This window comes from Bradyrhizobium sp. 142 (assembly GCF_023074015.1).
Classification (GTDB): Bacteria; Pseudomonadota; Alphaproteobacteria; order Rhizobiales; family Xanthobacteraceae; genus Bradyrhizobium.
This window is the reverse complement of record NZ_JADPKQ010000036.1, coordinates 13,113-37,782: the sequence shown is the minus strand read 5'-3', so window position 1 is coordinate 37,782 and position 24,670 is coordinate 13,113. Positions and strand designations below refer to the sequence as shown.

The window sequence follows — 24,670 nt, the reverse complement described above, 5'->3', positions numbered from 1 at the left end:
GGGTCGTGGTGGGTCGCGACTTCCTTGCCCGCGTCAATCAAGATTGCCTTATTTGCCCTCAGCGATCGCGTCCCGGCAGCTCCGGAGCGTTTGCTCTGGTGTCCCGGATGCATCGATGGTCGTCCAACCGACATGGCCGATATTATAGTGCTCCTGCAGCGCGGCAACCTCTTGCGTGGCGTCGGATGCGTCGCCGTGACGGCTTCCGATTCGTGCTTGCCGCGTCGCCAGGTCCGCAACCAGGAATAGCCCGCTCAGCGGCGCGTTGCACTCCAGGGCCAGTGCTGACAACGCGTCACGTTCGAAATCGCGGGCAAACACGCCGTCGACGATCGCCGAGTGGCCTTGCGTCAGCACCCGCCGGGCCTGCTGGGACAACGTTTCGTAAACGCGGGCTGCGACTTCCTGTGTGTATGCTGAGGGGGGCAGCCGGTGCATTTCTTTGACCCCGAACATCTGCTTGCGGACGACGTCGCTGCGCAGCACGATTGCCCCCGGCTGCGGCGTGACGACCGGCGCGAGCGCTCGCGCCAAGGCCGTCTTTCCGGTGCCCGACAGGCCGCCGATTGCGATCAGGCGGGGAGCGGGAGGGCGGATCAGCGTCCGGGCGAGGCTGAAATAGCGCCGTGCGTCGTCAACAATACCAGGATCGCCAGAATGTGGCGGCTTCAGCCGTGCCAGCGCCACCTGGGCGCGGATCGCGGCTCGAATGGACATAAACAGCGGCAGGGCGGAGAGGGCGTCGAGATTTTCGGGCGGCGTCGCGGCGAGATATCGGTTCAAGGCGATGTTGGCTGCGAGGGGCTGATCGTAGCGCAGCAGGTCCATCAGCGTGAATGCGAGATCGTAGAGTACATCGACAGTTGCCATTTGCGCATCGAACTCGATGGCATCGAACAGCACCGGTTGTTCGTCGATCGACACGATGTTCGCAAGATGCAGGTCGCCATGGCAGCGGCGCACAAAACCCCGACGGCCGCGCTCTTCGAGCAAAGGCCGCAGGCGCAGGAACATCGCGTGCGAGTCTTTTCCGAGTTGCGCGATCTCTTCAGCTTCGAGATGATTGACGGTCCGCAGGCCATTGCTGTTTCCATCGATCAGGCCGGGAACGGAGGAGACCCATGCCTCACCGTCGGCGCGGGGCGCCGTTGCGTGCGCAGCCACGATCGCGTCGGCGGCCGCGGCGATAAGGTTCGCATCCAGTGGGCCAGCCTTGGCAAGATGATCCAGCGTCCTGCTCTCGTCGAAGCGTGACATGTCGACTGCATATTCGATGGGCCGGCCGGAGCCGTCGACCTTCACCGATCCATCCGGCTCTTCCGTGATCGCGACGACGCGGTGATAGATCTGTGGGGCCAGCGGCCGGTTGATCCTGATCTCTTCTTCGCACGCCGCCTTGCGTTTCTCGAGTGTCGAATAGTCGAGGAACGGAAACCGGACGGCCCGCTTGATCTTCAGCGCGCGAGCCCCGTCGAGAAAGACTGAAGCCGCGTGCGTATCGATCCTTGTCACGCCGGGATGCGCGCAGAGCGCTGTGAAGATGCGGTCCTGGGTAGCCGTTTCGTCCGCCATCGAAGCTGGGTGTCCCGAGATGCGGTCAGGGTCTGAGCACGGCTGCGCCGAGGATCTGTCCGTTCCGCAGCATGTCCAGGACTTCATTTGCCTGGTCGAGCGGGAATGCGGTCGTCTCGGTGTGTACGCCGGCTTGCGGGGCGATCCTGAGAAAATCGAGACCGTCCTGTCGGGTGAGATTGGCCACGGAAATCAACTGCCGTTCCTGCCAGAGCAGATCGTACGGAAAGCTCGGAATGTCGCTCATATGGATGCCGGCGCACACCACGCGTCCGCCCTTGCGAACGGCGCGCAGCGCGGCCGGCACGAGCTCGCCGGCGGGAGCGTAGATGATGGCGGCATCGAGCGGCGTGTCCGGTATTTCATCCGAAGCGCCCGCCCAGACGGCGCCGAGCCGGCGGGCGAGGTCCTGTGCGGCCGTATCGCCGCGTCGTGTGAACGCGTGGACCGATCGCCCCTGCCAAATCGCGACCTGGGCGATGATGTGGCCGGCGGCGCCGAAGCCGTAGATGCCTAGCCTGTCCGCTTGTCCGGCCAGGACCAGCGAACGCCAGCTGATCAGGCCTGCACACAGCAGAGGGGCGAGGGCCTCGTCGTCCCCGGATTCGCCGAGCGGGAACGCGTAGCGGGCATCGGCGATCGTGTGCGTGGCATAGCCACCGTCCCGCGTGTAGCCGGTGAACAGCGGCCTGTCGCAGAGATTCTCCATGCCTTCCCGGCAAAACCGGCAGTCTTCGCAGGTGAACCCGAGCCAGGGAATGCCCACCCGGTCACCCGGCGCGTGCGTTGCGACATTCGGGCCGATGAGATCGACGCGGCCGACGATTTCATGGCCTGGTACGATGGGATAGCGGATGTTGGGTAGTTCGGCGTCGACGACGTGAAGATCGGTCCGGCAGACGCCGCAAGCGCTGACCCTCACCCGGATCTGGCTTTCGCCGGGGACGGGATCGGGGCGCTCCTCCATTCGAAGCCGCGCCCGCGGGCCAGCCAATACCATCGCACGCATCCGTCTCTCCGCGGCTGACCGCTCCGATCGAACTAATAATAGAATGGCACAGTGCGGCCACTCCTTGACTTTCATCAATGCCAGCCTGTGTCCGGCTGGAAGGTCCTCCCCCCGGTTTGAGAAGGATCAAGCGTTCCGGCGAAAGACGGCCTATCTTGGCCGCCAAGGAGAATCCCGATGCCCATCAAGGACGTCTTTCTGCCACTTGTCGGCCAGCCTCGCGGACCGGCGCTTGCCGCGATCGAGAGATGCGTGGCCGTCGCCGCCGATCTCGGTGCCAGGATCACCGCGCTGGCGCTGGAGGAAGATGTTTTCGTGCGGCCGAAAGTGGTGGTTCCAGACGATCGCGATTCTGCCGAGCCGAAAGGCGTACGCGAGCTGAGCGATATGCAGCAGCTCCTGAATGCGTTCACCAATGCCGCCTCCCGCACGGGCATTCGCGCCCAAAGCCGATCGGGCAAGGTTCCGGCGGACCAGATCGCATCGACCTTGGCCGAGTATGCGCGCTTCAGCGATCTCATCCTTATCCCCGTGAGGCCGCACGATAGCCAAACTGAGAATATCATCGAAACGTTCCTGTTCGAATCCGGCCGGCCGCTGCTGCTCTGTCCGGAGCAGCAGGTGGACAATCTGCGGGCGGAATTTGAGAACGTCGTGATCGCCTGGGATCACTCCGCACGTGCCGCACGCGCGGTCGGCGACGCGTTGCCGATCCTCCAGGCTGCCGCCTCGGTGCGCGTGATCACGGTGGCGGACGACAAGACCGACGCGATCATGCAATCCGGGACGAACCTCGTCGACCATCTAAGGGAACATGGCGTCCACGGGTCCTTCGAAACGGTGAAGGGCAGCGGCAGCTCGACCGGCAAGGTGCTCGGGAGCTGGGCGCATTCGCACGCGATCGACGCTATCATCATGGGAGCCTACCACCATTCGCGCCTGAACGAGACCGTCTGGGGCGGCGTGACCAAGACCGTCATCGGCCAGCCACCGTGTTGGGTTATGATGTCGCACTAACCATGTTAGCTCGATATCCGGGCCAGCTTCGCGACTATAGGACCCGCCGCCCGGTCGGACGATTGCAATCATGTCGACCTATCGCCTGAAAAACCTGCTGTCGCCTAGGTCGGTCGCGCTCGTCGGTGCGAGCCCTCGTCAGGGGTCAGTAGGGCGCGCCGTTCTGGAGAACATTCGAAACGCCGAATTCAAGGGAGCATTCGGCCTGGTGAATGCACGCCATTCCGAGATCGGCGGTGTGGCAGCGGTCAGCAACCTGGACGAGCTGCCATTCGTGCCCGAGCTCGTCGTCATTAGCGCGCCGGCGGCCGCGGTTCCCGGCATCATCGATCAAGCCGGGCGTCGCGGCTCGGCGGGCGCTCTGATCATCTCCGCTGGGCTTGGTCACGGAGCGGGATCTCTGCAGGACGCCGCAATCATTGCCGCGCGGAAATATGGCATGCGGCTAATCGGCCCGAACTGCCTCGGCATCATGATGCCCGGCGTGAGCCTCAACGCCAGCTTCGCCGCGCACATGCCGGGGGCGGGAAACCTTGCGCTGATCTCGCAATCGGGTGCGATTGCCGCCGGCATGGTGGATTGGGCTGCGCAGCGCGGCGTCGGCTTTTCCGGCATCATGTCGATTGGCGATCAGATCGACGTCGACATTGCCGACCTGCTGGACTATTTCGCAATGGATCACAAGACCCGTGCGATCCTGCTCTACATCGAGGCCATCAAGGACGCGCGGAAGTTCATGTCGGCGGCGCGCGCGGCCGCGCGCGTAAAACCCGTCGTCGTCGTGAAGTCCGGCCGCATGGCGCAGGGCGCGAAGGCGGCCGCCACGCATACGGGCGCGCTCGCGGGTGCGGACGCCGTCTATGACGCGGCATTCCGCCGCGCCGGTGTCCTGCGGGTGTCCGATCTTCGCGAGCTGTTCGACTGCGCTGAAACACTCGGCCGCGTCGAACCGCCGGCGGGGAAGCGTCTCGCCATCCTGACCAATGGCGGTGGCATCGGCGTCCTGGCTATCGATCGATTGGTCGAGCTTGGCGGCATTCCGGCATCCATTACTGCGGACGTGCGTCAAAATCTCGATGCGGTATTGCCGCCGACCTGGTCCGGCGCAAATCCTGTCGACATCGTCGGCGACGCCGATGCGTCGCGCTATGCGGCGGCGCTGGAGGTGCTGCTTGCCGATCCTGGCAATGACGCCGTCCTTGTCCTCAACGTGCAGACTGCGGTCGCCTCGGCCGCCGATATCGCGACCACGGTGACGGAGCTCGTCGGCAAATATCGCGAGCAGCAGCGCCGATGGATGAAGCCCGTGCTCGCCTCCTGTATCGGAGCCGACCAGGACATCATCGAAACGCTGTCCGGCGCCGGCATTCCGAATTATCCGACCGAGGACGACGCGGTGCGCGGCTTCATGCATCTGGTCCGGCACCGGGAAGTCGTCGAGGAGCTCACCCAGGTTCCACCGGCTATGCCCGATACATTCGGGCCTGATGTCGCAGCTGCAAGGCAAATCGTCGCGACAGCGATCGCCGACGGCCGCAAATGGCTCGAACCTCTGGAGACCAAGAGCCTGCTGGAAGCCTATGACATCGCGATGGTGCCGACCCATGCGGCGGCAGATGTCGAGCAGGCGGTAGTCCGTGCGAACGAAATGTTTGCGCAAGGCGCAACCGTCGTGCTGAAGATCATGTCGCGCGACATCGTCCACAAGTCGGATGTCGGCGGCGTCGTCCTCAATCTGACCACGCCGGAGGCCGTGCGCGCCGCTGCGTCGGATATTCTCGCCCGGGCGAAGAAGCTGCGTCCCGAGGCCCGCATTGGCGGCATCATCGTGCAGGCGATGGTCGTCAAGGCGAAAGCACGCGAGTTGATCCTCGGTCTCGCCGATGATCCGACCTTCGGCACCGTGGTCGTATTCGGCCGGGGCGGGACGGCGGTGGAAATCATCAACGACAAGGCGCTTGCGCTGCCGCCCCTCGACCTGCAACTGGCCCGTGACCTGATCGACCGCACGCGTGTCTCTCGTCTGCTCCAAGCCTATCGGGACGTGCCCGCGGTCAAGCAGGACGCCGTCGCCTTGGTGCTGGTCAAGCTGGCGCAGATGGCGGCTGACATTCCGGAAATCCACGAGCTCGACATCAACCCGCTGCTCGCGGACGAAGCCGGCGTGACGGCGGTCGACGCACGGGTCGCGGTGGGGCCCCCGCTGCGGAAATTCGCGGGCTCGGGCCCCGCCAATTTCGCCGTTCGTGCTTATCCGTCGCAGTGGGAACGTCACCTCGCACTCAAGGACGGCCGGCGCATTTTCGCGCGGCCCCTGCGCCCGGAGGATGAGCCGATCATCCACGAATTCCTGCGTCACGTGACGGCCCACGACCTCCGCCTGCGCTTCTTCGCGCCGATGAAGGAGTTCACGCACGAATTTATCGCGCGCCTGACCCAGCTCGACTATGCACGCGCGATGGCCTTCATCGCGTTCGACGAAGCAGTCAACGAGATGGTGGGCGTGGTCCGGCTCCATTCGGACTCGATCTACGAGACCGGCGAATACGCAATTCTGCTGCGCTCCGACCTCAAGGGCAGGGGACTCGGATGGGCGCTGATGCAGTTGATCATCGACTATGCGAGGTCGGAAGGCCTGAAGACCATATCGGGCGACGTGCTCAAGGAAAATATCGTGATGCTCGCCATGTGCCGGCAACTCGGCTTCGAGGTGAAGCCGGATCCGACCGAACCCGATATTTGTGACGTTAGGCTGAAGCTCTGAGTGCCGCCGGCTACGAGCGCGCTTCAGCCGTCGTTGCCGCGTCGGCCTTCTTGGCCGACTTCCCCTGGCTCTTGACGATGATCGCGATCAGCGGCACCAGCACTGGCAGGATCGTGCTGAGCGGATGATGAATCGCGCCGGTCATCTGGGCCTGGAGCGCACGGGCCTCAAGTTGCAGGGCTTCGACGGAGGCGCCGTGAATTTCATCGGCGAGTTCGATGTCACGGCCCGACGGGGGACGCCCGGCGACAAAGAACAGGATCGCCGCAATGGCGAAATTGATCGCGCCGAGAACGGCGGCCGCCGCGATCGCACTCCAGATCTGGACCAGCACGAAATAGGCCGATAGCTCCAGCATCAGAAGCCCGAATGCGGCGATCAGCGCCGCGAAAGCGCGCAGGCCCAGCCCGACCAGGAGGTGGCGCAGCCTGATGTCCGCGATGATCTTGTCCGTGCGCCACAGCACGCGCAGATGCCTGACGACATTCTCCGTGTTCACTTAGTGCCTCCTCAGCATGAAGCCGACGACCACACCGAGCGCGAAGGCGGAGGCAAGCGAGGCGATCGGGCGCCCGGTGACGAGGTCATGGAGCAGCTCCTGCTCCTCGCCGACAGCCTCGCCGAGCTCGGCAAGTGCGGTCTTGATCTGCTGGGCAAGCGCCTCGGCGCGGTCCTTCGATCCATCGAGCATCTCCTCGCCGGCCGTGCTCAGCAGACGTGTGACGTCGACCTTCAGCGTCTTCAGTTCATCGCTCATTCTGCCGGTGTCGAACATTGCGGTCTCCATTGAATGGCGAAAGCCTATGCGAGCGAGCCCGCCAGCCATTGATTTGCGTCAAGGGACGGATCCGGCGTGTTTGAGGCAGGTCAATCGAGCGGACTTATGCCGGCCTAGAACACCATCTATCGGGGACCCATCGCCCCTTAAGGATATGAACGTGAACTCGGAACCTCTGTTGCTGGCAACGCCGTCCGGCGAGGGCATCGAACTGCGCCCCGAGGGGCCGTGGACTTCCGCCAACGTGTCGAAGCTCGAAGCGCTTTCGCAATCGGTCGGCAAGGATGTGGCCCGATCGAAAGCCGTGACGCTCGATATGACGGGTGTCAGCGAGCTCGATACGCTCGGCGCCTGGCTCCTGGAGAAATTGTTGCGCGGGGCAACCTCATCCGGCAGATCGGCCGAATTCGTCGGAGTCGCCGATAATTTCAGCGGCTTGATGGACGAGGTGCGTCAGGTCAACCGCCACGTGCCGGCGCCGGCCACCGCGCCCAACCCTGTTCTGCTGAGGCTGAGCGATCTCGGCAAGGCAACGATCGGCGCTCGCGAAGACATCACGATCTTTCTTCAGATGCTCGGCGCATTGTTTATGGCCGTGGTCGGCGTGCTGCGCAAGCCGCGCTCGCTGCGGCTGACATCGCTCGTCTATCAGCTTTACCGGATCGGATGGCAGGCGATTCCCATCGTCGTTCTGATCACGTTCCTGATCGGCGCCATCATCGCCCAGCAGGGATTCTTCCATTTCCGCCGGTTCGGGGCGGAATCCTACACTGTCGACATGGTCGGCATCCTCGTGCTGCGCGAGCTGGGCGTGCTGATTGTCGCCATCATGGTCGCCGGCCGTTCGGGAAGTGCCTACACGGCCGAGCTCGGCTCGATGAAGATGCGCGAGGAGATCGATGCGCTCTCGACCATGGGTCTCGACCCGATCGACGTGCTGATCCTGCCGCGCGTGGCAGCCCTGGTCATAGCGCTGCCCATTCTTGCTTTTATCGGATCGATTGCCGCGCTCTACGGCGGCGGCCTGGTTGCGCAGTTCTACGGCGATATGGGGCCGGCGATCTACATCGCGCGGCTACGTGAGGCCATTTCCGTCACCCATTTCGAGGTCGGCATCCTGAAGGCGCCGTTCATGGCGCTGGTGATCGGGATCGTCGCATGCAGCGAGGGATTGCGCGTGAAAGGCAGCGCCGAGTCGCTCGGCAGGCAGACCACGACCTCGGTGGTGAAGTCGATCTTCCTGGTGATCGTGCTCGACGGCCTGTTCGCGATCTTCTTTGCCTCGATCGGAATGTGATGATGCCCGAAGCGCAGCAGGAGTTCGCGATCCGCGTTCGCGACCTCATGGTCGGCTTCGGCCGCCAGACCGTGCTCGATCATCTGTCGCTTGACGTCCGCCGAGGCGAAATCCTCGGTCTCGTCGGTGCCTCCGGCGGCGGCAAGTCGGTGTTGATGCGCACGATCATCGGCCTCATTCCGCGCCAAAGCGGGACCATCGAAGTCATGGGACAGCCGATCGGCGGCACGCACGACCGCACCACGCAAGGCGCAGCCGCGAAATGGGGCATCCTGTTCCAACAGGGCGCGTTGTTCTCTTCGCTCACGGTCCGGCAGAACGTTCAGTTTCCGTTGCGCGAGAACCTCGTACTGTCGCAGGAGCTGATGGACGAGGTCGCGATCGCCAAGCTCGAGATGGTCGGGCTGCGGGCGCAGGACGGCGACAAATATCCAGCGGAATTGTCCGGCGGCATGACCAAGCGCGTGGCGCTGGCGCGCGCGCTGGCGCTCGATCCGCCGATCCTGTTCCTGGACGAGCCGACTTCAGGGCTCGATCCGATCGCAGCCGGCGATTTCGACGCGCTGATCAAGACCTTACAGAAGACCCTTGGGCTGACCGTGTTCATGGTGACCCATGACGTTGCCAGCCTCACGACGGTTTGCGACCGCGTCGCGGCGCTTGCCGACGGCAAGATCGTGGTGATCGGTCCGATGCGCGAACTGCTACAATCCGAGCATCCCTGGGTGCGCGCCTATTTCCACGGCAAGCGCTCGCAGATGCTGCAACCCCAGATGAGATGAGACATGGAAACCCGGGCTCCCTACGTGCTGATCGGCACCTTCGTGCTGGCCGCCATTCTTGCGGTGTTCGGCTTTGTTTATTGGCTGAACAACACCGCTGGCATAGGGCCGCGCACGACCTACCATGTGGAATTCCAGGGACCGGTGCCCGGCCTTCTGGTCGGCGCTGGTGTGCTGTTCAACGGCATCCGCGTAGGTGAGGTGACAGAGCTCGGGCTCGCGCCAGATAATCCGCGCTTGGTCAATGCGACAATCTCGGTTGCATCGAAGACGCCGGTGCGTGCCGATACCAAGGTCGGGCTCGATTTCCAAGGGTTGACCGGCGTGCCGGTGGTGACGCTGGAGGGCGGCGTGATCGTCGTCAAATCCGGCGAGCCCTTGACCTTGATCGCCGAAGCCGGCGCTGGCCAGAGTATGACGCAGGCGGCGCGCGAGGCGCTGCGGCGGGTCGATTCCGTGCTGGAGGATAATTCCGGTCCGCTTAAAGATACCATCGCCAATCTCAAGACGTTCTCCGACGGCCTTGCGCGCAATACCGGCAAGCTCGACGGCATCCTGGCGGGCCTCGAAAAGATGACCGGCGGTGGCACGCCCGCTCAAAAGCGCACCTATGACCTGCGCACGCCGCAGAATCTCGGGCCGGCCGGCAAAACGCTGCCGGCGTCCCTGGCCATTCCCGAGCCGACCGCGGTCGCGATGCTTCAGACCCAACGCATGCTGTTTTCGCCGGTGGGGGAGAAGCCGGGCTTTGCCGATTTTCTCTGGGCCGATAGCATTCCAAAGCTGGTGCAGGCGCGGCTGATCGACAGTTTCGAGAACTACGATATCGCCCACGCGCCATTGCGAACGACCGATCTCGGACAGGTCGATTATCAGCTCCTGATCGATATCAGACGTTTTCGGATCACAACAGAAGGTGAGACACGGGTGGAGATCGGGTTGTCAGCGCGCCTCGTCGACAGGAATGGCAAGGTGGTCGCATCACGCCTGATCGAGACCAGTGAGAAGCTCGACAAGGTCGAGCCAGCCGCGGCAGTCGCGGCGTTCGACGCGGCCTTTGCTCACATCGCGAAGGATTTGATTGGCTGGACCGTGCAGGCGGTGTGACGCGGGCTATTCCAGTGTCTTCAGGTAGGACAGGAGGTCGTGGATCTGGTCAGGACTGAGCTCAAAGGCGGGCATGTCGGCGTGGCCTGTATAGATGCCTTCGGCCAGCGCTTCTCCGAGGGTCTCGATTGGATAACGCTGGTGCAGGGCCCGCAGCGGCGGCGCGATCTTGAGCGGGCTCTCGGAGACACGATCGGCCGCATGGCAGCGCGCGCAATTGGCCCGCGCGAAGGCCTTGCCGCGCTGTTCGGCGGTCGGGGCGGCGAACGCAGGAGTGATCAGCAGCAGTCCGATCAGGCCGTGACGCAGCGTGCTTTGCAGCATGGAAGGTGATCCCGTCGAACTCTGGAAGCTGAATGCAGAATAGAGCGGTGATGTTGGTCAAAATTGATCTGCGTCAACTGCCTTTGGCTCAGTGCAGTAAAATGCAGCTCGCGCGGTGCACTCGACCTGATGCGTGGGCAGCTGGCGCTTGGGGCATGGATGAAACCTTCCGTAGTGACGATCGAGCCGAACGGGCATTTCTGTAGCGACTGTGCGGTCCGCGACTTCGCGGTCTGTTCGTCGCTAGACCCAGCCGAGCTCAGGGAGTTCGAACGCCTGGGACGCCGCGTCCATTTTGCCGCGAGCGGGACCGCGTTCTCCGAGGAGGACATCACGACATCGTTCTACAATGTCCTTGAGGGCGTGATGCGGCTGTACAAGCTGTTACCTGACGGTCGCCGGCAGATCGTAGGTTTTGCCTTGCCCGGCGATTTCCTGGGGATGAATATCTCCGGCCGCCACAATTTTTCGGCAGATGCGATCGTCGCGGTGACCATGTGCCAGTTCGCAAAAGCCGCTTTCGGGCGCTTCATCGAGACCCGACCACATCTGTTGCGGCGGATCAATGAACTGGCGATTCGGGAGTTGAGCCATGCACGGGACCACATGGTCCTGCTCGGCCGCCGTTCGGCGGACGAGAAGGTCGCGGCCTTTCTGCTCGGCTGGCGCGAGCGGCTGTCTTCGCTCGAGGGATCGTCGGAAACGATCTCACTCCCGATGAGCCGCCAAGACATCGCCGACTATCTCGGCCTGACCATCGAAACCGTCAGCCGGACCTTCACCAAGCTGGAGCGCCGCGGCGTAATCGAGATCATCCATGGCGGCATCAGCCTGCTCGACCCCGCACAGGTCGAGGCCTTGGCTGCAGCCTAAAGACCCAGTCGCGCAAGGCTCTCCATCTTTGATCCCGATCAATGCTGCCGGCCGTGGGCCGCAGATAATGCGTCACATAATCCGGGAGGTCATGATGCCGATTGACGCATTGCTGATGACAATTGCCGTCGTAGCCGTCTTTGTCACATTCGCCGCGGCTTTGGACTGGGCAGACCGACAAACCAGCGCTGTCCGGCTCGATCCGGAGTCCAAGCGCCGAAGTCTTTGAGATCACAGGACCGCGGGGTGTTTGCTCGGCCCTATCGGCTGGGCGGCAGCGCCTTAACGCAATCGCGACCGCGGTGCCCGCAACTCTGCATCGAGCGGAATGCATCGGCGCATCCTTCACGTGCAGATCCGGGCTTGACCGTGGCATTTTTGCGGCATTCGACTAAAACCGCGTGCATGCTTTACGGTTGAAAAGCCGAGCAACGTTGACTACGCAGGAACTCCAGTGCCTCGCAGTCTTAGGAGCCCCGGCGTGCCTCAGGACAAGACCGGCGATCCCCGACAATCAGCGGGCAACAAGCTATCGGTCCTGCGCAAGCACCCGATCTTCGCGGATCTGGAGCCGGATGCGCTCGATCAGCTTTGCCGCTACGCCAAGCACTCCACGGTGAAGCGCGGTGCGACCATCGCCGCAAAAGGCGATCCCGGCAACAACCTGTTCGCGGTGATCTCGGGGACGGTGAAGATATCCTCTTCGTCGCCCGATGGCCGCAATGCCATTCTCAATCTCATCGGTCCTGGAGAAATATTTGGCGAGATCGCGGTTCTCGACGGTGCGCCGCGGTCGGCCGATGCGACCGCCAACACCAATTGCGAGCTCTACATCATCGACCGCCGCGACTTCCTGCCGTTCGTGAAGAGCCAGCCGGCGCTGGCGATGAAATTCATCGAGCTGCTCTGTGCACGGCTGCGCTGGACCAGCCAGCAGGTCGAGCAGGTCATCCTGCAGAATCTTCCGGGCCGGCTTGCAAGCGCGCTGCTCGGTCTTACCGAAGAGCGCAAGTTCGACTCCGGCAGCGGCACTCTCGCCATCACGCAACAGGAGATCAGCGAGATGGTGGGGATGACGCGCGAGAGCATCAACAAGCAATTGCGCGCCTGGTCCGCACGCAACTGGGTTCGTCTCGAGCATGGCGCCATCGTCGTTCTCGATACCGAGGCGCTGCGCGAACTTGCCGAAAGCGGCCTCGGCGGCAGCTGACGGTGCGTGCCTAGCTGTCGATGATCGCAACGGCGCGGGTCCAGCCCGCGGAGGCGCGTTCGATCTTCACCGGAAAGCATGAGACCGTGAATCCGGTCGAGGGCAGCTTGTCGAGATTGTGCAGCTTTTCGAGATGGCAATAGCCGATGTGCCGTCCCGCCTTGTGGCCTTCCCAGATCAGGCTAGCGTCATTTGTGTCGGCATATTTCTTTGCGGTGAAGACGAACGGCGCGTCCCAGCTCCAGCCATCGGTGCCGGTCAGCCGCACCCCGCGTTCGAGCAGGTACATGGTGGCTTCATAGCCCATGCCGCAGCCGGAATTGACATAATCGGCTTGCCCAAACTTCGCGCCGGCGCTGGTGTTGACGACAACGATCTCCAGCGGAGAGAGCGTGTGTCCGATGCGTTTGAGCTCCCTCTCGACGTCCTCGGCGGTGGCGACGTGTCCATCTGGCAGATGCCGGAAGTCGAGCTTGATGCCGGGCTGAAAGCACCACTCGAGCGGCACCTCGTCGATGGTCCATGACCGCTCGCCGCGGTTCATGGTCGGATGAAAGTGCCAGGGCGCGTCGAGGTGCGTGCCGTTATGCGTGGAGAGCGAGACCTGCTCGACGGCCCAGCCCTGGCCATCCGGCAGATCCTGCACCTTGAGGCCGTCGAAGAACTGCAGCATGCGCGGCAGCCCCTGCTGATGGTCGATATACTGGATCGTCGGATGATTGCCCGGCGGATCGGCCGGCACGTCGTTCTGAAGCGGCACCGAAATATCGATCAGCTTTCGCGGCATCGGCGTTTCCCTCGACATATTCCCATGTTTTGCAGCATCTTGAGGGGCCGGCGCAGGCAGCGTCAAGTGACGCGCCGGCGATGTCCCGCTGACGTCTAGCGTGTCTCCCCGGCGCACTGGGCCATCCATCGATACAACTCTTGCATTGATCGATACCGGAATTGGGTTGGACTCGGAATGCCGCCCGCCCTAGGGACGACATTGGCGACTCCGCGCTGATGCAGCGCGTTCGCACAGGGATGGGGCGACCGTCTCGCCCGAACCTCCAAGCCGCAACCAATGGCGGTCGAGCATAAACGAGAGGAACGTCCATGGATGCAACGAGCATCGTTACCTCGTATCCGGCATTGGCCGACGACGTGGGGGCGATTGCGGGGGCGGCACTTGCCGCGCAGATCCCGGCCGGCGAGGGCGCGACGAAGGTCGCACTTTCCCCGGCAAGCAGAATACTGGCAACCTGCTGCGCAATCAGCCGCGGAGGCACGGCATCGACCTGCATTCCTCCGGCCGGAAGCCTTCGATCGCGCCGCAGCGCGTGGGAATCATGAAGCAGCCGAATCCGCTCGACTTGGCCGTGCAATCCTACCAAGGTGGTGCGTTTGTGACGCTTGACTTCACACGTGAAGAGGAGCGACCCAAGGCGGCCCGCAGCATCTGCCCAACGACGACATAATCAACCCAGGAGGAACGTCGAGATGAAGACAATAACCGGTATCATCGCAGCCGCCGTGCTGGCGGTCTCAGCGCCCTTGGCGACCGCACGCGATTTCCGCTCCGCCGACGTCCACCCCGCCGATTATCCGACAGTCGAGGCCGTCAAGTTCATGGGCAAGCAGCTCGCGACCGCGAGCGGCGGCAAGCTCGGCGTGAAGGTGTTTCCCAACGGGGCTCTGGGCTCCGAGAAGGACACCATCGAGCAACTCAAGATCGGCGCGCTCGATATGATGCGGATCAACGCATCGCCGTTAAACAACTTCGTGCCGGAAACCGTGGCATTGTGCCTGCCCTTCATCTTCCGGGACACACAGCATATGCGCAACGTGCTGGACGGGCCGATCGGCGATGAAATCCTCGCGGCGATGGAACCCGCAGGATTGGTCGGCCTTGCCTATTACGACAGTGGCGCCCGGTCCATCTACACCGTCAAGGCACCAATCAAGTCGCTCGCGGACGTCAAGGGGTTGAAGATTCGCGTCCAGCAATCCGACCTGTGGGTCGGCATGATCCACAGCCTCGGGGCAAACCCGACGCCGATGCCGTACGGAGAGGTCTATACCGCTCTCAAGACCGGTCTCGTGGACGCGGCCGAGAACAACTGGCCCTCCTACGAGTCGTCGCGCCACTTCGAGGCAGCCAAGTTCTACAACATTACCGAGCACTCCCTGGCTCCGGAAGTTCTCGTGATGTCCAAGAAGGTTTGGGACACGCTGAGCAAGGAGGATCAGGCGATGATCCGCAAGGCGGCCAAGGAATCGGTGCCCGTCATGCGCAAGCTTTGGGACGACCGTGAGCAGGCGTCCCGCAAGACCGTCGAGGCGGCCGGCGTTCAGGTCGTTACGATCGCCAACAAGGCGGAATTCGTCGACGCGATGAAGCCGGTCTATGACAAGTTCGCCGGCGACGAGAAGCTGAAGGGCCTCGTCAAGCGTATCCAGGACACGAAGTAAGACCATAGCAGCGTCGGGTCCGGTGTCGCCGTGAGGTAGCACCGGACGCTCGCAAGAAGAAGCCAAGGAGACGCGGGAATGACAGACCCACACGTCGCAAGCCACGAGCAGGAGGTCGCCGGACGCCGGGCTACCGGCTTGCTGTCGCGGATCAATGCCCCCGTCGCTCGCGCGGGGATGTATTTGTCCGTGAGCGGCCTGCTCGTCATCGTCACCATCGTCTTCTACCAGGTGTTCGGACGGTACGTGCTCAATTCCAGCCCGACCTGGACGGAGAACCTTGCTCTGGTTCTCATCCTCTATGTCACGCTGATCGGCGCCGCGGTGGGCGTGCGCGATGCCGGACACATCGGAATGGACAGTCTGCTGGTGATGCTTCCGGATCACACGCGAGAGAAGATCGAGCTAGTGATTCACGTTCTGGTGGCCGTGTTCGGCATTGCGATGGCCTATAACGGCTGGATACTCGGGGCGTCGGTCGGAACCGTGAAGATCCCCAATCTCGGCCTGCCTGAGGTGGTCCGCTACGTACCGCTGATCGCCTCCGGCGTCTTGATCGTCTCCTTTTCAATCGAGCACATCATTGCTCTCCTGCGCGGCGAAGAGGTCGTCCCCTCATGGAACTGATCATTCTCGGCGCCTCCTTCTTCGGCTTCCTGGTTCTCGGCGTCCCGGTCGCCTTCGCGATCGGCCTCTCGGCGATTTGCACCATCCTGTACGAAGGCCTGCCGGTCGCCGTCATCTTCCAGCAGATGATGTCGGGGATGAACATCTTCTCCTTCCTCGCCATCCCGTTCTTCGTCTTCAGCGGTGAGCTGATGCTGCATGGCGGTGTTGCCGACAAGATCGTGCAGCTCGCCAAGAATCTCGTCGGACACATCCGCGGTGGGCTTGGCATGTCGAACGTGGTCGCCTGCACGTTGTTCGGCGGTGTATCCGGCTCGCCTGTGGCCGACGTGTCGGCGATGGGGGCGGTGATGATCCCCATGATGAAAAAGGAAGGTTTCGACACCGACTACGCCGTCAACGTCACCACCCATGCCTCGCTGGTCGGAGCGCTGATGCCGACCAGTCACAACATGATCATCTATGCCCTGGCCGCCGGCGGCAAGGTGTCGATCGGCGCGCTGATCGCCGCCGGCCTATTGCCGGCGCTCGTGCTGATGGTGTGCATGCTGGTCGCGGCTTACGCAGTCGCGGTGAAGCGAGGCTATCCGGCCGGCAAGTTCCCGGGATGGGCCGAGGTTTTGCGCTCGTTCGCGGCCGCTCTGCCCGGACTTCTGATCGTCGGCATCATCCTGGCCGGAATCCTGTCCGGCGTCTTCACGGCAACTGAATCCGCAGCCGTCGCGGTCACTTACACGATCCTGCTGACCTTCTTCATCTACCGCACCATGACCTGGAGCAACTTCCTGCGCGCCGCGTCCAAGGCGGTTAAGACGACCGGTGTGGTGCTGCTGCTGATCGGCGTCTCCACCATGTTCCAGTATCTGATGGGGCTCTACGAAGTGGCCGATCTCGCCGGCGAGATGATGAGCAAGGTGTCCTCGCAGCCCTGGGTTATCTTCCTGCTCATCAATGTCATCCTGTTCGTGCTCGGCACGTTCATGGACATGGCGGCGACCATCCTGATCTGCACCCCGATCTTCCTGCCGATCGCGATGAAGGCGGGCATGGACCCCGTGCAGTTCGGCATGCTGATGCTGATCAACTGCGCCTTGGGCCTGAATACCCCGCCGGTCGGAACGACGCAGTTCGTGGGCTGCGCCATCGGCGGCATCTCGGTGGGCGCGGTGATGCGCACCATCCTGCCGTTCTACGCCGCCTTGATCGCAGCGCTCATGTTCGTGACTTATGTGCCCGCCTTCTCGCTGTGGCTGCCGCGCCTGCTGATGGGATACAAGGGATAGCTGTCGTGCGTGCGCCGGCCTTGGCCGGCGGGCCGGGCTTGCGATACTTTGCGTCACATCAACAGGGAGAATCTGTCTGTGACTGACTATCGCAAGCTCTTCGATCTCACCGGCAAAACGGCTGTCGTGCTCGGCGCCGCATCCGGCATCGGCAAATCGTCTGCGGAAGCGCTGGCGGGCCTCGGTGCCCGAATCGTCTGCGCCGATCGGGCGCTTGACGCCGCTGAGGTGACTGCCGCCGGCATTCGCGACAAGGGCGGCTGGGCAGAAGCCGCCGCGTGCGATGCCGCGAACGCTGCTGACGTTACCGCTCTGGCCGCGAGCGTGATGCAGAAATTTTCGCGGCTCGACATCGCCGTGACGACGCCCGGGCTCAACATCCGCAAGACCATCCTCGACTACACCGAGGAGGATCTCGACCGCGTCCTTAATCTCAACGTCAAGGGCACGGTCTGGTTCTTCCAGGCGTTCGGCCGCATCATGGTGGAGCAGAAGGGTGGCAGCATCATCGCCTGCTCGTCGGTACGCGCGGTGACCATCGAACCCGGTCTTGCTGTGTATGGCTCGACCAAGGCAGCGATCGGCCTGCTGGTGAAAGGCTTTGCCTCCGAGGTCGGCCGCGCCGGCGTCCGCGTCAACGCAATTGCGCCCAGCATCGCGGAGACCGCGCTGACTGGTCCGTTCAAGCAGCGGCCCGACATCTACAATCTCTATGCCGGCCATACCGTGTTCAACCGCTGGAGCAGTGCCGACGAGGTCGCAACAGCCGTTGCCTATCTCGCCTCGGATGCCGCCAGCTATGTCAGCGGCAGCACGCTGTTCGTCGATGGCGGCTGGACCGCCGTCGATGGTCCGCCGACTGGCCTCACCCAGATGAGCAAATAGCGCGATCTATCGCATCTAGCCGCCAAAGCCCGCGCGTTGGCGCAGCTCCTTCCGGTCTGCGCCAGTCAGCAGCGTGATCAGCGCGGCGGCTTCGCCCGGATGTGCGGCCCGTGCACTCACAGCGGCTGTGTACATCGTCACGAGCTCGCATCCCGGCGGCAGCGATCCTGACAGCGCGATACCGTCGGTCGCGATGATCTCGGTTGCCTGCGTGCAGCCGATCGGGCGCGCAGCGGTCGACGTCGCAAGCTCCCGCATCGCAGTTGCGCCGTTCGGAAAGATCTTGAGGCGCGAGGCGACCTCATAGGCGATGCCGAGCTGATCCAGGACTTTTGCGACGTGCCGTCCCGCGGTCGAGGCTTTGGTATCCGGAACGTAGATCGCGCCGGCGCTGCGCAGCACCTCGCGCAGATCGGCTTCGGTCCTCACCGTCACCTTGGGATCGCGGCTACGGACCGCCAGCGCAGTCTCGACCCGGCCGATATCTGCAATCGAGGAGGGGATGACCAGACTTTCCTCGGCCAGCTTTGCAAGCAGCGCCTGCGTCAGGATCGCGAGATCGGCCGGCGTACCCGCGCGCAGCTTGTCGGCCATGACGCCGACCGCACCGAACTCGCCGTCGATTGCAAATCCGGTCTCAGCCTTGAAGAGCTCGGTGAGGCCGCGCACCAGGCCCTGCGCCGCGCCTCCACTCAAAATGTTCACTGTCGTCACGGTGCAAGCTCCATGGCTGCGATGATCTTGTCGCGCGTGATCGGCAAGTCGCGCACGCGCACGCCGAGGCAGTCATGGACTGCATTCGCGATCGCCGCCGTCACGGGGCCGTGCGCGGCTTCGCCGGCCCCGACCGGCTCGACCTCGGGCCGCTGGATGATCTCGACATCCACCGCCGGCACCTCGGTGAAGGTCAGGATCGGATAGTCCGTCCAGGAGGTCGATGTGATGCGCGTCCGGTCAAAGCGGACGCGTTCCTTCAGGACCCAGCTCGTCGCCTGGAGCGCGCCGCCCTCGATCTGATTGACGACGCCGTCCGGATTGATGGTCTCGCCGACATCGATCGCAAGCGTCAGCCTTTTCACCCGGATCTCATCAGTGCCTTCGATCTCGGCGATCGCTGCGCAATAGGCGCCCATGTTCTTGTAGCGCGCAAAGCCGACCCCGTGGCCGATTCCGGATCGCTTCTGCAGCTTCCATGCTGCGCGTCGCGCCGCGGCGCGGATGACGTCCTTCGCGCGCTCGTCGCGCAGATGCTGCAAGCGAAACTCGATCGGGTCTTCGCCGCGCAAAGCAGCGATCTCGTCGAGCAGGGATTCGATGGCAAACACATTGCCTTGCGCACCCAGGGTCCGCAGCGCCGAGGTGCGCACCGGCATGGTCAGTAGCCGATGGCTCGTGATCGTCCAGGCCGGGAGGTCATAGAGCGGAACGGAATTGCGATCGCCGCCGCCGCCATTGGCCGCCGGCGGATTGGTCGAGATCATGCGGGGGTAGGGGTTCGCGATCTCGGTCGCGCCGAGCAGCGCCGGCTGTACCGCGCGCCCGGGTCGTGCAGCATGGCCATTGCTCCAGATCGCATGGCGCCAGCCGATGATCTCGTTGTCCTCGTCGAGATCGGCCTCGATCTCGATGGCCATGGCCGCGCCAAATGGCGCGTGGGACATCTCGTCGTGGCGCGACCACTGCACCCGTACTGGACGGCCACTGGCGGCTTTCGCCAGCAGCACCGCGTCGAGCGCGACGTCGTCGGCCGCATTGTGTCCGTAGCAGCCGGCGCCCTCCACGTGCTCGACGAGGATCTTTTCGGCCGGCAGGTTGAGCACGATCGCAAGATCAGAGCGCAGCAGGTAGACGCCCTGGCTGTGCGTCCAGACGTGGATGCGATCGCCGTCCCATTGTGCGATCGCGCAGGATGGCGCGATCGAGGCATGTGCGATGTAGGGACGGGTATATTGCCGGCGGAGAGTGCGGACGTGCTGGCTCGTCGCCGCTGTCGTCCTGGTGTCGATGATGGTGGTCTGGGCCGGCTGGCTCCTCAGAAAGCCCGCCAGATCATCTTCGTCGGGCAGCAGTTCGCCACCCGACCACGTCGCGCGCTTGCGCAATGCGTTCAACGCAGCCTCGGCCGCCGCCTCGCTGTCGGCAATCACGCCGGCAAAGCCGCCGTCGCGGCCGATGGCGACCAGGCCGGGAACGGTGCGCACGGGTTCTTCGTCGAGCGCGATCAATCTGGCGCCGGAGATGTCCGGCCGCAGCACGCGTCCATGCAGCAGGCCCGGCGGCGCAACGTCATGGATGAAGCGCGGCCGGGCGAACACCTTGTCGGGAATATCGACACGCTGGACCGAATGCCCGGCGACGACGCGTTCCGCGGCGCTCTTCGCCCGCGCGCCCGCAGTGGCGTCGTGGTCGAGCGAAACTTCGCCGGCCAGTTCCCAATAGCTGGTCCTGACATTGCCGGGCCCGGAGATCATACCGTCGTTGACCTCGAGCCGCGCCGCATCGACGCCGAGGCGTTCCGACGCCGCGGCGAGGAAGCGCTGGCGCACCTCGGCGCAGACGTGGCGCAGCGCGCGGCCGGATTGCTGGATCGACAGGCTGCCCGACGTGACGCCTTCGTTCGGACTGGTCGCCGTCGAGGCGCGGATCATCTCGACCCGGGACATATCGACGTCGAGTTCGTCCGCGGCGATCTGCGCCAGCGCCGTGACGATGCCCTGGCCGATCTCGACCTTGCCGGGCGAGATCGCCACGCGGCCTTCGCCGGTGAACCTCACCCACGACGACAGCCTTGGATTGGCCGTCAGGCTGATCGGCAGTTTCGGGGCAGGGGGCGGCGTCATCAGGAGGTTGCCATCTGCGAAGCCGCGCGCAGCACGGCGCGCACCATACGATTGTGCGATCCGCAGCGGCACAAGTTGCGATCGAGTGCCGCTCTCACCTCCGCCTCCGTCGGCGACGGATTGCGCTTCAGCAGCGCCGCCGCGCTGATCAGGATTCCCGAGATGCAATAGCCGCATTGCATCGCCTGCTCGGAGATGAAGGCGCGTTGCAGCGGATGCGGCTGTTCCGCCGTGCCGAGGCCTTCGACTGTGACGACGTCCTTGCCTGCGACCGACCACATTGGCATGTCGCAGGACGCCATCGCGCGATCGTCGACCATGACATGGCAGGCGCCGCACTCGCCGGCGCCGCAGCCGAAATGTGGCCCGGTGACGCCGAGCCGGCCGCGCAGCACGTCCAGCAGCGTCTGATCCGGATCGGCATCGACGGCTGTTGCGGTGCCGTTGAGCTGGAATTCAATGGTAGGCATTGTCGGTCTACGACCTCAGGACCTGTCGAACTTCTTGACGACGTCGGCCCATTTCTCGATGTCGCCGCGCAGGAACTTGTCGAACTGCTCCGGTGTCATCGACATGGGCACGGCACCTTGCTCGGTCCAGAGCTTTACGACGTCGGGGCGCTTCACCAATGCGTTCACAGCGGCGTTGAGTTTATCGATGACGGGCCTAGGGGTGCCGGACGGCGCCATCAGGCCGAGCCAGATCGTCGCCTCATAACCGGGCACGCCTGCCTCAGTCGCGGTCGGCACGTTCGGCAGCACCGCTGAGCGTTGCTTGCCTGTGGTCGCGAGCGCGCGGACCTGGTTCTCGGTGACGTTCGGTGCCATCGCCGGCACGGCGTCGATCATCATCTGCACCTGTCCACCGATCACGCCGCTGCGCGCTTCGCCGCTGTTGCGATAGGGAACGTGAACAAGGTCGATGCCGGCCATGGCTTTGAACAGCTCGCCGGCCATGTGGTAGGGCGTGCCCTGGCCGGAGGATGCGTAGTTCAGCTTGCCAGGTTGCGCCCTGGCGAGTGCGATGAACTCTTGCAACGATTTCGCCGCGACCTGCGGGTTCACCACGATGACGAGATCGGAATAGTTCACAGGCGCGATCGGCGCGAGGTCGCGCATCAGTTCGTATTTGCGCTGCGCAGGTGTCAGCAGCGATTCATTCGCGGTCTGGGTGTTGGACATCATCAGCAGCGTGTAGCCGTCGGCCGGCGACTTCGCCGCTTCGACCGTGCCGATGACCCCGCCCGCGCCGGTGCGGTTTTCGACCACAAAGGGTTGCCCAAAGCTCTCCTGGAGTGCGTTGCCGATCAGCCGGGCCGCGACGTCCGCCGGTCCGCCGGCGCCAAAGGGCACCACGATCCGGACGGCATGAGCGGGATAATCCTGTGCGAACGAGGGGGCGGCGGAAAATGCCGCAAGCAGGCCGGCCGCGAACGCCAGCGCGAATTTTCGGGCTGTCATGCCCACCTCCCTGGTATCGCTCTTGTTGGACGGCACTGTAGCGGCTGGACGCGCGGGCTGTCGACGCCTCACAAGGTCGATCGTGCCGGGAATATCGGGCCGTTTTCGATGTGACTGGCCCGCATTTCGCGCTCGCGGCAGGAACCGGCGGTGTGGGCGGCCTGAGCAAATTGCATGGGCACTGCCGGATAAATGCGCTCGGCGGGCGGGTGTTTTTTTGTTACGAACTCGGACATGAACCAGCACGCCAAGCTCGAAATCCGCCACTCCACCTGTCCGCATGATTGCCCCTCGGCCTGCGCCCTCGATATCGAGGTGATCGAGGGCCGGAGCATCGGTCGCGTCCGCGGTTCGAAGAAGCAGACTTACACGGCCGGCGTCGTCTGCGCCAAGGTCGCCCGCTATTCCGAGCGCATCCATCATCCCGGAAGGCTGACGTATCCGATGCGCCGCACCGGGCCGAAGGGCTCCGGGCAATTCGCGCGGATCTCCTGGGACGAGGCGCTGGACGAGATCGGACATCGCTTCAATGCCGCCGAGCGCGAGTTCGGTGCCGAATCGGTCTGGCCCTATTATTACGCCGGCACGATGGGGCTGGTGATGCGCGACGGCCTCAATCGTCTCACCCATGTGAAGAAATATTCGCGCTTCTATCAGACCATCTGCGCCAATGTCGCGCGGATCGGATATGCGATCAGCACCGGCAAAATCGCCGGCGTCGATCCGCGGGAGATGGCGGTCTCCGACCTCGTGGTGATCTGGGGCACCAATCCCGTCAACACCCAGGTCAACGTGATGACGCACGCGGCGCGGGCGCGCAAGGAGCGCGGCGCGAAAATCGCGGCGGTCGACATCTACGACAACGACACCATGAAGCAGGCTGACATCAAGATCATCCTGCGCCACGGCACCGACGGCGCCTTCGCCTGCGGCGTCATGCATGTCCTGTTCCGCGACGGCTATGCCGACCGCGCTTATATGGACAAGTACACCGATTGCCCTGATGAGCTCGAGGCGCATCTGAAGACGCGCACGCCGGAATGGGCTTCTGCCATTTGTGGTGTTCCGGTCTCCGAGATCGAGGCCTTCGCCAAGCTGGTTGGCGAGACCCAGCGGACCTTCATTCGGCTCGGCTACGGCTTCACCCGTTCGCGCAACGGTGCTGCGCAGATGCACGCGGCGCTCTGCATTCCCGCGGTGACCGGCGCCTGGCAATATGAAGGCGGAGGCGCCTTCTTCAACAATTACGCGCTGTGGCACTTCGACGAATCCCTCATCGAGGGCCACGACGCAATCGACAAGACCGTACGCGCGCTCGACCAGTCGCAGATCGGCCGCATCCTCACCGGAGACACTGAGGCCCTGCGCGGCAAGGGACCGGTCAAGGCGATGCTGATCCAGAACACCAACCCGATGACGGTGGCGCCGGAGCAGGCGCGGGTCGCCCAGGGATTTGCGCGTGAGGATCTGTTCGTCGCGGTGCACGAGCAGTTCATGACCGAGACGGCCCAGATGGCCGACATCGTGCTGCCGGCGACCATGTTCATGGAGCACGACGACCTCTATTACGGCGGCGGCCATCAGCATATCTCGGTCGGCCCCAAGCTGATCGACCCGCCCGGCGAATGCCGCTCCAACCACCAGGTGCTGCAGGCGCTGGCGCCGCGGCTCGGCGCCAAGCATCCGGGTTTCGAGCTGACGCCGCGCGAATTGATCGACGCGACGCTGAAGCTGAGCGGCCACGGCGACATCGCTGGTCTCGAAGCCGATCTCTGGCGCGACCTGCAACCGGACTTCCGCACCTCGCATTTTCTCGACGGCTTTGCCCATGCCGATCGAAAATTCCATTTCAAGGCCGACTGGGCCCACCCGCCGTTCGGCGTGACCATAGGCGATTTCGACAAGATGCCGGCGCTGCCGGACCATTGGGCGGTGATCGAGCAGGCCGACCAGGCGCATCCGTTCCGGCTTGCGACCAGCCCCTCGCGCAGCTTCCTCAACACCACCTTCAACGAGACGCCGTCCTCGCAGGCGCGCGAGGGCAAGGCGAGCGTGATGATCCATCCCCTGGACGCGGCCGCGCTCGACATCGCCGACGGCGATGCGGTGACGCTCGGCAACACCCGCGGCGAGACCACGCTGATGGCCACGCTGTTCGAGGGCGTACGGCGTGGCGTGCTGATCGCGGAGTCCGTTCATCCGAACAAGAACCATATCGGCGGCCGCGGCATCAACATGCTGACCGGCGCGGACACGATCGCGCCAATCGGCGGCGCCGCGTTCCACGACAACAAGGTCTGGATCAGGAAGGCGGCTGCTGCCTGAGGCACGCATCCCTGGTTCGATCGCGCTGCAAAATTGTGTCGAGGCGCTAAGGCGGCACATCAT

Annotated in this window: 23 protein-coding genes; 12 read left to right on the top strand and 11 right to left on the bottom strand. The window is 63.8% G+C overall.

Going from position 1 to position 24,670, the window contains the following annotated elements; all coding sequences use genetic code 11:
- Positions 1-48: 48 nt before the first annotated feature.
- Positions 49-1,572, bottom strand: coding sequence for a bifunctional aminoglycoside phosphotransferase/ATP-binding protein (locus tag IVA82_RS03555; RefSeq protein WP_247384702.1), 1,524 nt, complete (start codon positions 1,570-1,572; stop codon positions 49-51).
- Between the two features lie 25 nt (positions 1,573-1,597).
- Entirely contained in the window at positions 1,598-2,581 is a 984-nt protein-coding gene (locus IVA82_RS03550; RefSeq protein ID WP_247384701.1) for a zinc-dependent alcohol dehydrogenase family protein, read from the bottom strand.
- 177 nt (positions 2,582-2,758) lie between these two features.
- Here IVA82_RS03550 and IVA82_RS03545 point away from each other — a divergent pair, with 177 nt between their 5' ends.
- Positions 2,759-3,598, top strand: coding sequence for a universal stress protein (locus tag IVA82_RS03545; protein ID WP_247384700.1), 840 nt, complete (start codon positions 2,759-2,761; stop codon positions 3,596-3,598).
- 70 nt (positions 3,599-3,668) lie between these two features.
- Positions 3,669-6,362 (top strand): bifunctional acetate--CoA ligase family protein/GNAT family N-acetyltransferase, encoded by a 2,694-nt coding sequence (locus IVA82_RS03540; protein ID WP_247384699.1) that lies wholly within the window; start codon positions 3,669-3,671, stop codon positions 6,360-6,362.
- 10 nt (positions 6,363-6,372) lie between these two features.
- On the opposite strand, the gene IVA82_RS03535 is transcribed toward IVA82_RS03540, so the two are convergent.
- Positions 6,373-6,861 carry a phage holin family protein gene (locus IVA82_RS03535; protein ID WP_247384698.1) on the bottom strand — a complete coding sequence of 163 codons (489 nt, stop codon included), beginning with the start codon at positions 6,859-6,861 and terminating at the stop codon, positions 6,373-6,375.
- Positions 6,862-7,137, bottom strand: a complete 276-nt coding sequence (locus IVA82_RS03530) for a hypothetical protein (RefSeq protein WP_247384697.1) — start codon at positions 7,135-7,137, stop codon at positions 6,862-6,864.
- A gap of 163 nt (positions 7,138-7,300) precedes the next feature.
- Here IVA82_RS03530 and IVA82_RS03525 point away from each other — a divergent pair, with 163 nt between their 5' ends.
- Genes IVA82_RS03525 through IVA82_RS03515 form a run of 3 tightly spaced genes read left to right on the top strand, consistent with a single transcriptional unit; the run spans position 7,301 to position 10,326 of the window.
- Positions 7,301-8,437 carry an MlaE family lipid ABC transporter permease subunit gene (locus IVA82_RS03525; RefSeq protein ID WP_247384695.1) on the top strand — a complete coding sequence of 379 codons (1,137 nt, stop codon included), beginning with the start codon at positions 7,301-7,303 and terminating at the stop codon, positions 8,435-8,437.
- A 2-nt stretch (positions 8,438-8,439) separates the two neighbouring features.
- A complete protein-coding gene (locus IVA82_RS03520) occupies positions 8,440-9,219 on the top strand; it encodes an ABC transporter ATP-binding protein (RefSeq protein ID WP_247384693.1) in 780 nt (259 codons plus the stop codon).
- A 3-nt stretch (positions 9,220-9,222) separates the two neighbouring features.
- On the top strand, positions 9,223-10,326 hold the full coding sequence (locus IVA82_RS03515) for an MlaD family protein (RefSeq protein WP_247384691.1): 1,104 nt from the start codon (positions 9,223-9,225) through the stop codon (positions 10,324-10,326).
- 6 nt (positions 10,327-10,332) lie between these two features.
- On the opposite strand, the gene IVA82_RS03510 is transcribed toward IVA82_RS03515, so the two are convergent.
- Positions 10,333-10,650, bottom strand: coding sequence for a c-type cytochrome (locus IVA82_RS03510; RefSeq protein WP_247384689.1), 318 nt, complete (start codon positions 10,648-10,650; stop codon positions 10,333-10,335).
- Between the two features lie 159 nt (positions 10,651-10,809).
- Here IVA82_RS03510 and IVA82_RS03505 point away from each other — a divergent pair, with 159 nt between their 5' ends.
- The gene (locus IVA82_RS03505) at positions 10,810-11,523 is read left to right on the top strand and encodes a helix-turn-helix domain-containing protein (RefSeq protein ID WP_247384688.1); all 714 of its coding nucleotides are present in this window, start codon (positions 10,810-10,812) and stop codon (positions 11,521-11,523) included.
- A 481-nt stretch (positions 11,524-12,004) separates the two neighbouring features.
- The gene (locus IVA82_RS03500) at positions 12,005-12,733 is read left to right on the top strand and encodes a Crp/Fnr family transcriptional regulator (protein WP_247384686.1); all 729 of its coding nucleotides are present in this window, start codon (positions 12,005-12,007) and stop codon (positions 12,731-12,733) included.
- Between the two features lie 10 nt (positions 12,734-12,743).
- Here IVA82_RS03500 and IVA82_RS03495 read toward each other — a convergent pair whose 3' ends face one another.
- Complete coding sequence (locus tag IVA82_RS03495; RefSeq protein WP_247384684.1) at positions 12,744-13,520, bottom strand: cyclase family protein; 777 nt, start codon at positions 13,518-13,520, stop codon at positions 12,744-12,746.
- Between the two features lie 695 nt (positions 13,521-14,215).
- Here IVA82_RS03495 and IVA82_RS03490 point away from each other — a divergent pair.
- From IVA82_RS03490 to IVA82_RS03475, 4 genes are all read left to right on the top strand, one after another.
- Positions 14,216-15,187 (top strand): TRAP transporter substrate-binding protein, encoded by a 972-nt coding sequence (locus IVA82_RS03490; RefSeq protein WP_247384682.1) that lies wholly within the window; start codon positions 14,216-14,218, stop codon positions 15,185-15,187.
- Positions 15,188-15,265: 78 nt separating this feature from the next.
- Positions 15,266-15,814: a TRAP transporter small permease gene (locus tag IVA82_RS03485; RefSeq protein ID WP_148741463.1), complete on the top strand. Its 549-nt coding sequence runs from the start codon at positions 15,266-15,268 to the stop codon at positions 15,812-15,814.
- The gene (locus IVA82_RS03480) at positions 15,805-17,097 is read left to right on the top strand and encodes a TRAP transporter large permease (RefSeq protein WP_148741462.1); all 1,293 of its coding nucleotides are present in this window, start codon (positions 15,805-15,807) and stop codon (positions 17,095-17,097) included. The genes IVA82_RS03485 and IVA82_RS03480 overlap by 10 nt, the downstream gene beginning before the upstream one ends.
- A gap of 78 nt (positions 17,098-17,175) precedes the next feature.
- Positions 17,176-17,982, top strand: a complete 807-nt coding sequence (locus tag IVA82_RS03475) for an SDR family oxidoreductase (protein ID WP_247384680.1) — start codon at positions 17,176-17,178, stop codon at positions 17,980-17,982.
- Between the two features lie 15 nt (positions 17,983-17,997).
- On the opposite strand, the gene IVA82_RS03470 is transcribed toward IVA82_RS03475, so the two are convergent.
- The 5 genes from IVA82_RS03470 to IVA82_RS03450 form a co-directional block, all read right to left on the bottom strand.
- A complete protein-coding gene (locus IVA82_RS03470) occupies positions 17,998-18,696 on the bottom strand; it encodes a substrate-binding domain-containing protein (protein ID WP_247384678.1) in 699 nt (232 codons plus the stop codon).
- Positions 18,693-20,822 (bottom strand): molybdopterin cofactor-binding domain-containing protein, encoded by a 2,130-nt coding sequence (locus IVA82_RS03465; RefSeq protein ID WP_247384677.1) that lies wholly within the window; start codon positions 20,820-20,822, stop codon positions 18,693-18,695. The genes IVA82_RS03470 and IVA82_RS03465 overlap by 4 nt, the downstream gene beginning before the upstream one ends.
- On the bottom strand, positions 20,822-21,292 hold the full coding sequence (locus IVA82_RS03460; protein WP_247384676.1) for a (2Fe-2S)-binding protein: 471 nt from the start codon (positions 21,290-21,292) through the stop codon (positions 20,822-20,824). Before IVA82_RS03460 ends, IVA82_RS03465 begins: the two co-directional genes overlap by 1 nt.
- A gap of 15 nt (positions 21,293-21,307) precedes the next feature.
- Positions 21,308-22,282: a tripartite tricarboxylate transporter substrate binding protein gene (locus IVA82_RS03455; protein WP_247384675.1), complete on the bottom strand. Its 975-nt coding sequence runs from the start codon at positions 22,280-22,282 to the stop codon at positions 21,308-21,310.
- Positions 22,283-22,350: 68 nt separating this feature from the next.
- The gene (locus tag IVA82_RS03450; protein WP_247384674.1) at positions 22,351-22,518 is read right to left on the bottom strand and encodes a hypothetical protein; all 168 of its coding nucleotides are present in this window, start codon (positions 22,516-22,518) and stop codon (positions 22,351-22,353) included.
- Between IVA82_RS03450 and IVA82_RS03445 the strand changes: the two genes are divergently transcribed.
- Positions 22,517-24,607, top strand: a complete 2,091-nt coding sequence (locus tag IVA82_RS03445; protein ID WP_247493162.1) for a molybdopterin-dependent oxidoreductase — start codon at positions 22,517-22,519, stop codon at positions 24,605-24,607. The genes IVA82_RS03450 and IVA82_RS03445 overlap by 2 nt on opposite strands.
- Positions 24,608-24,670 lie beyond the last annotated feature (63 nt).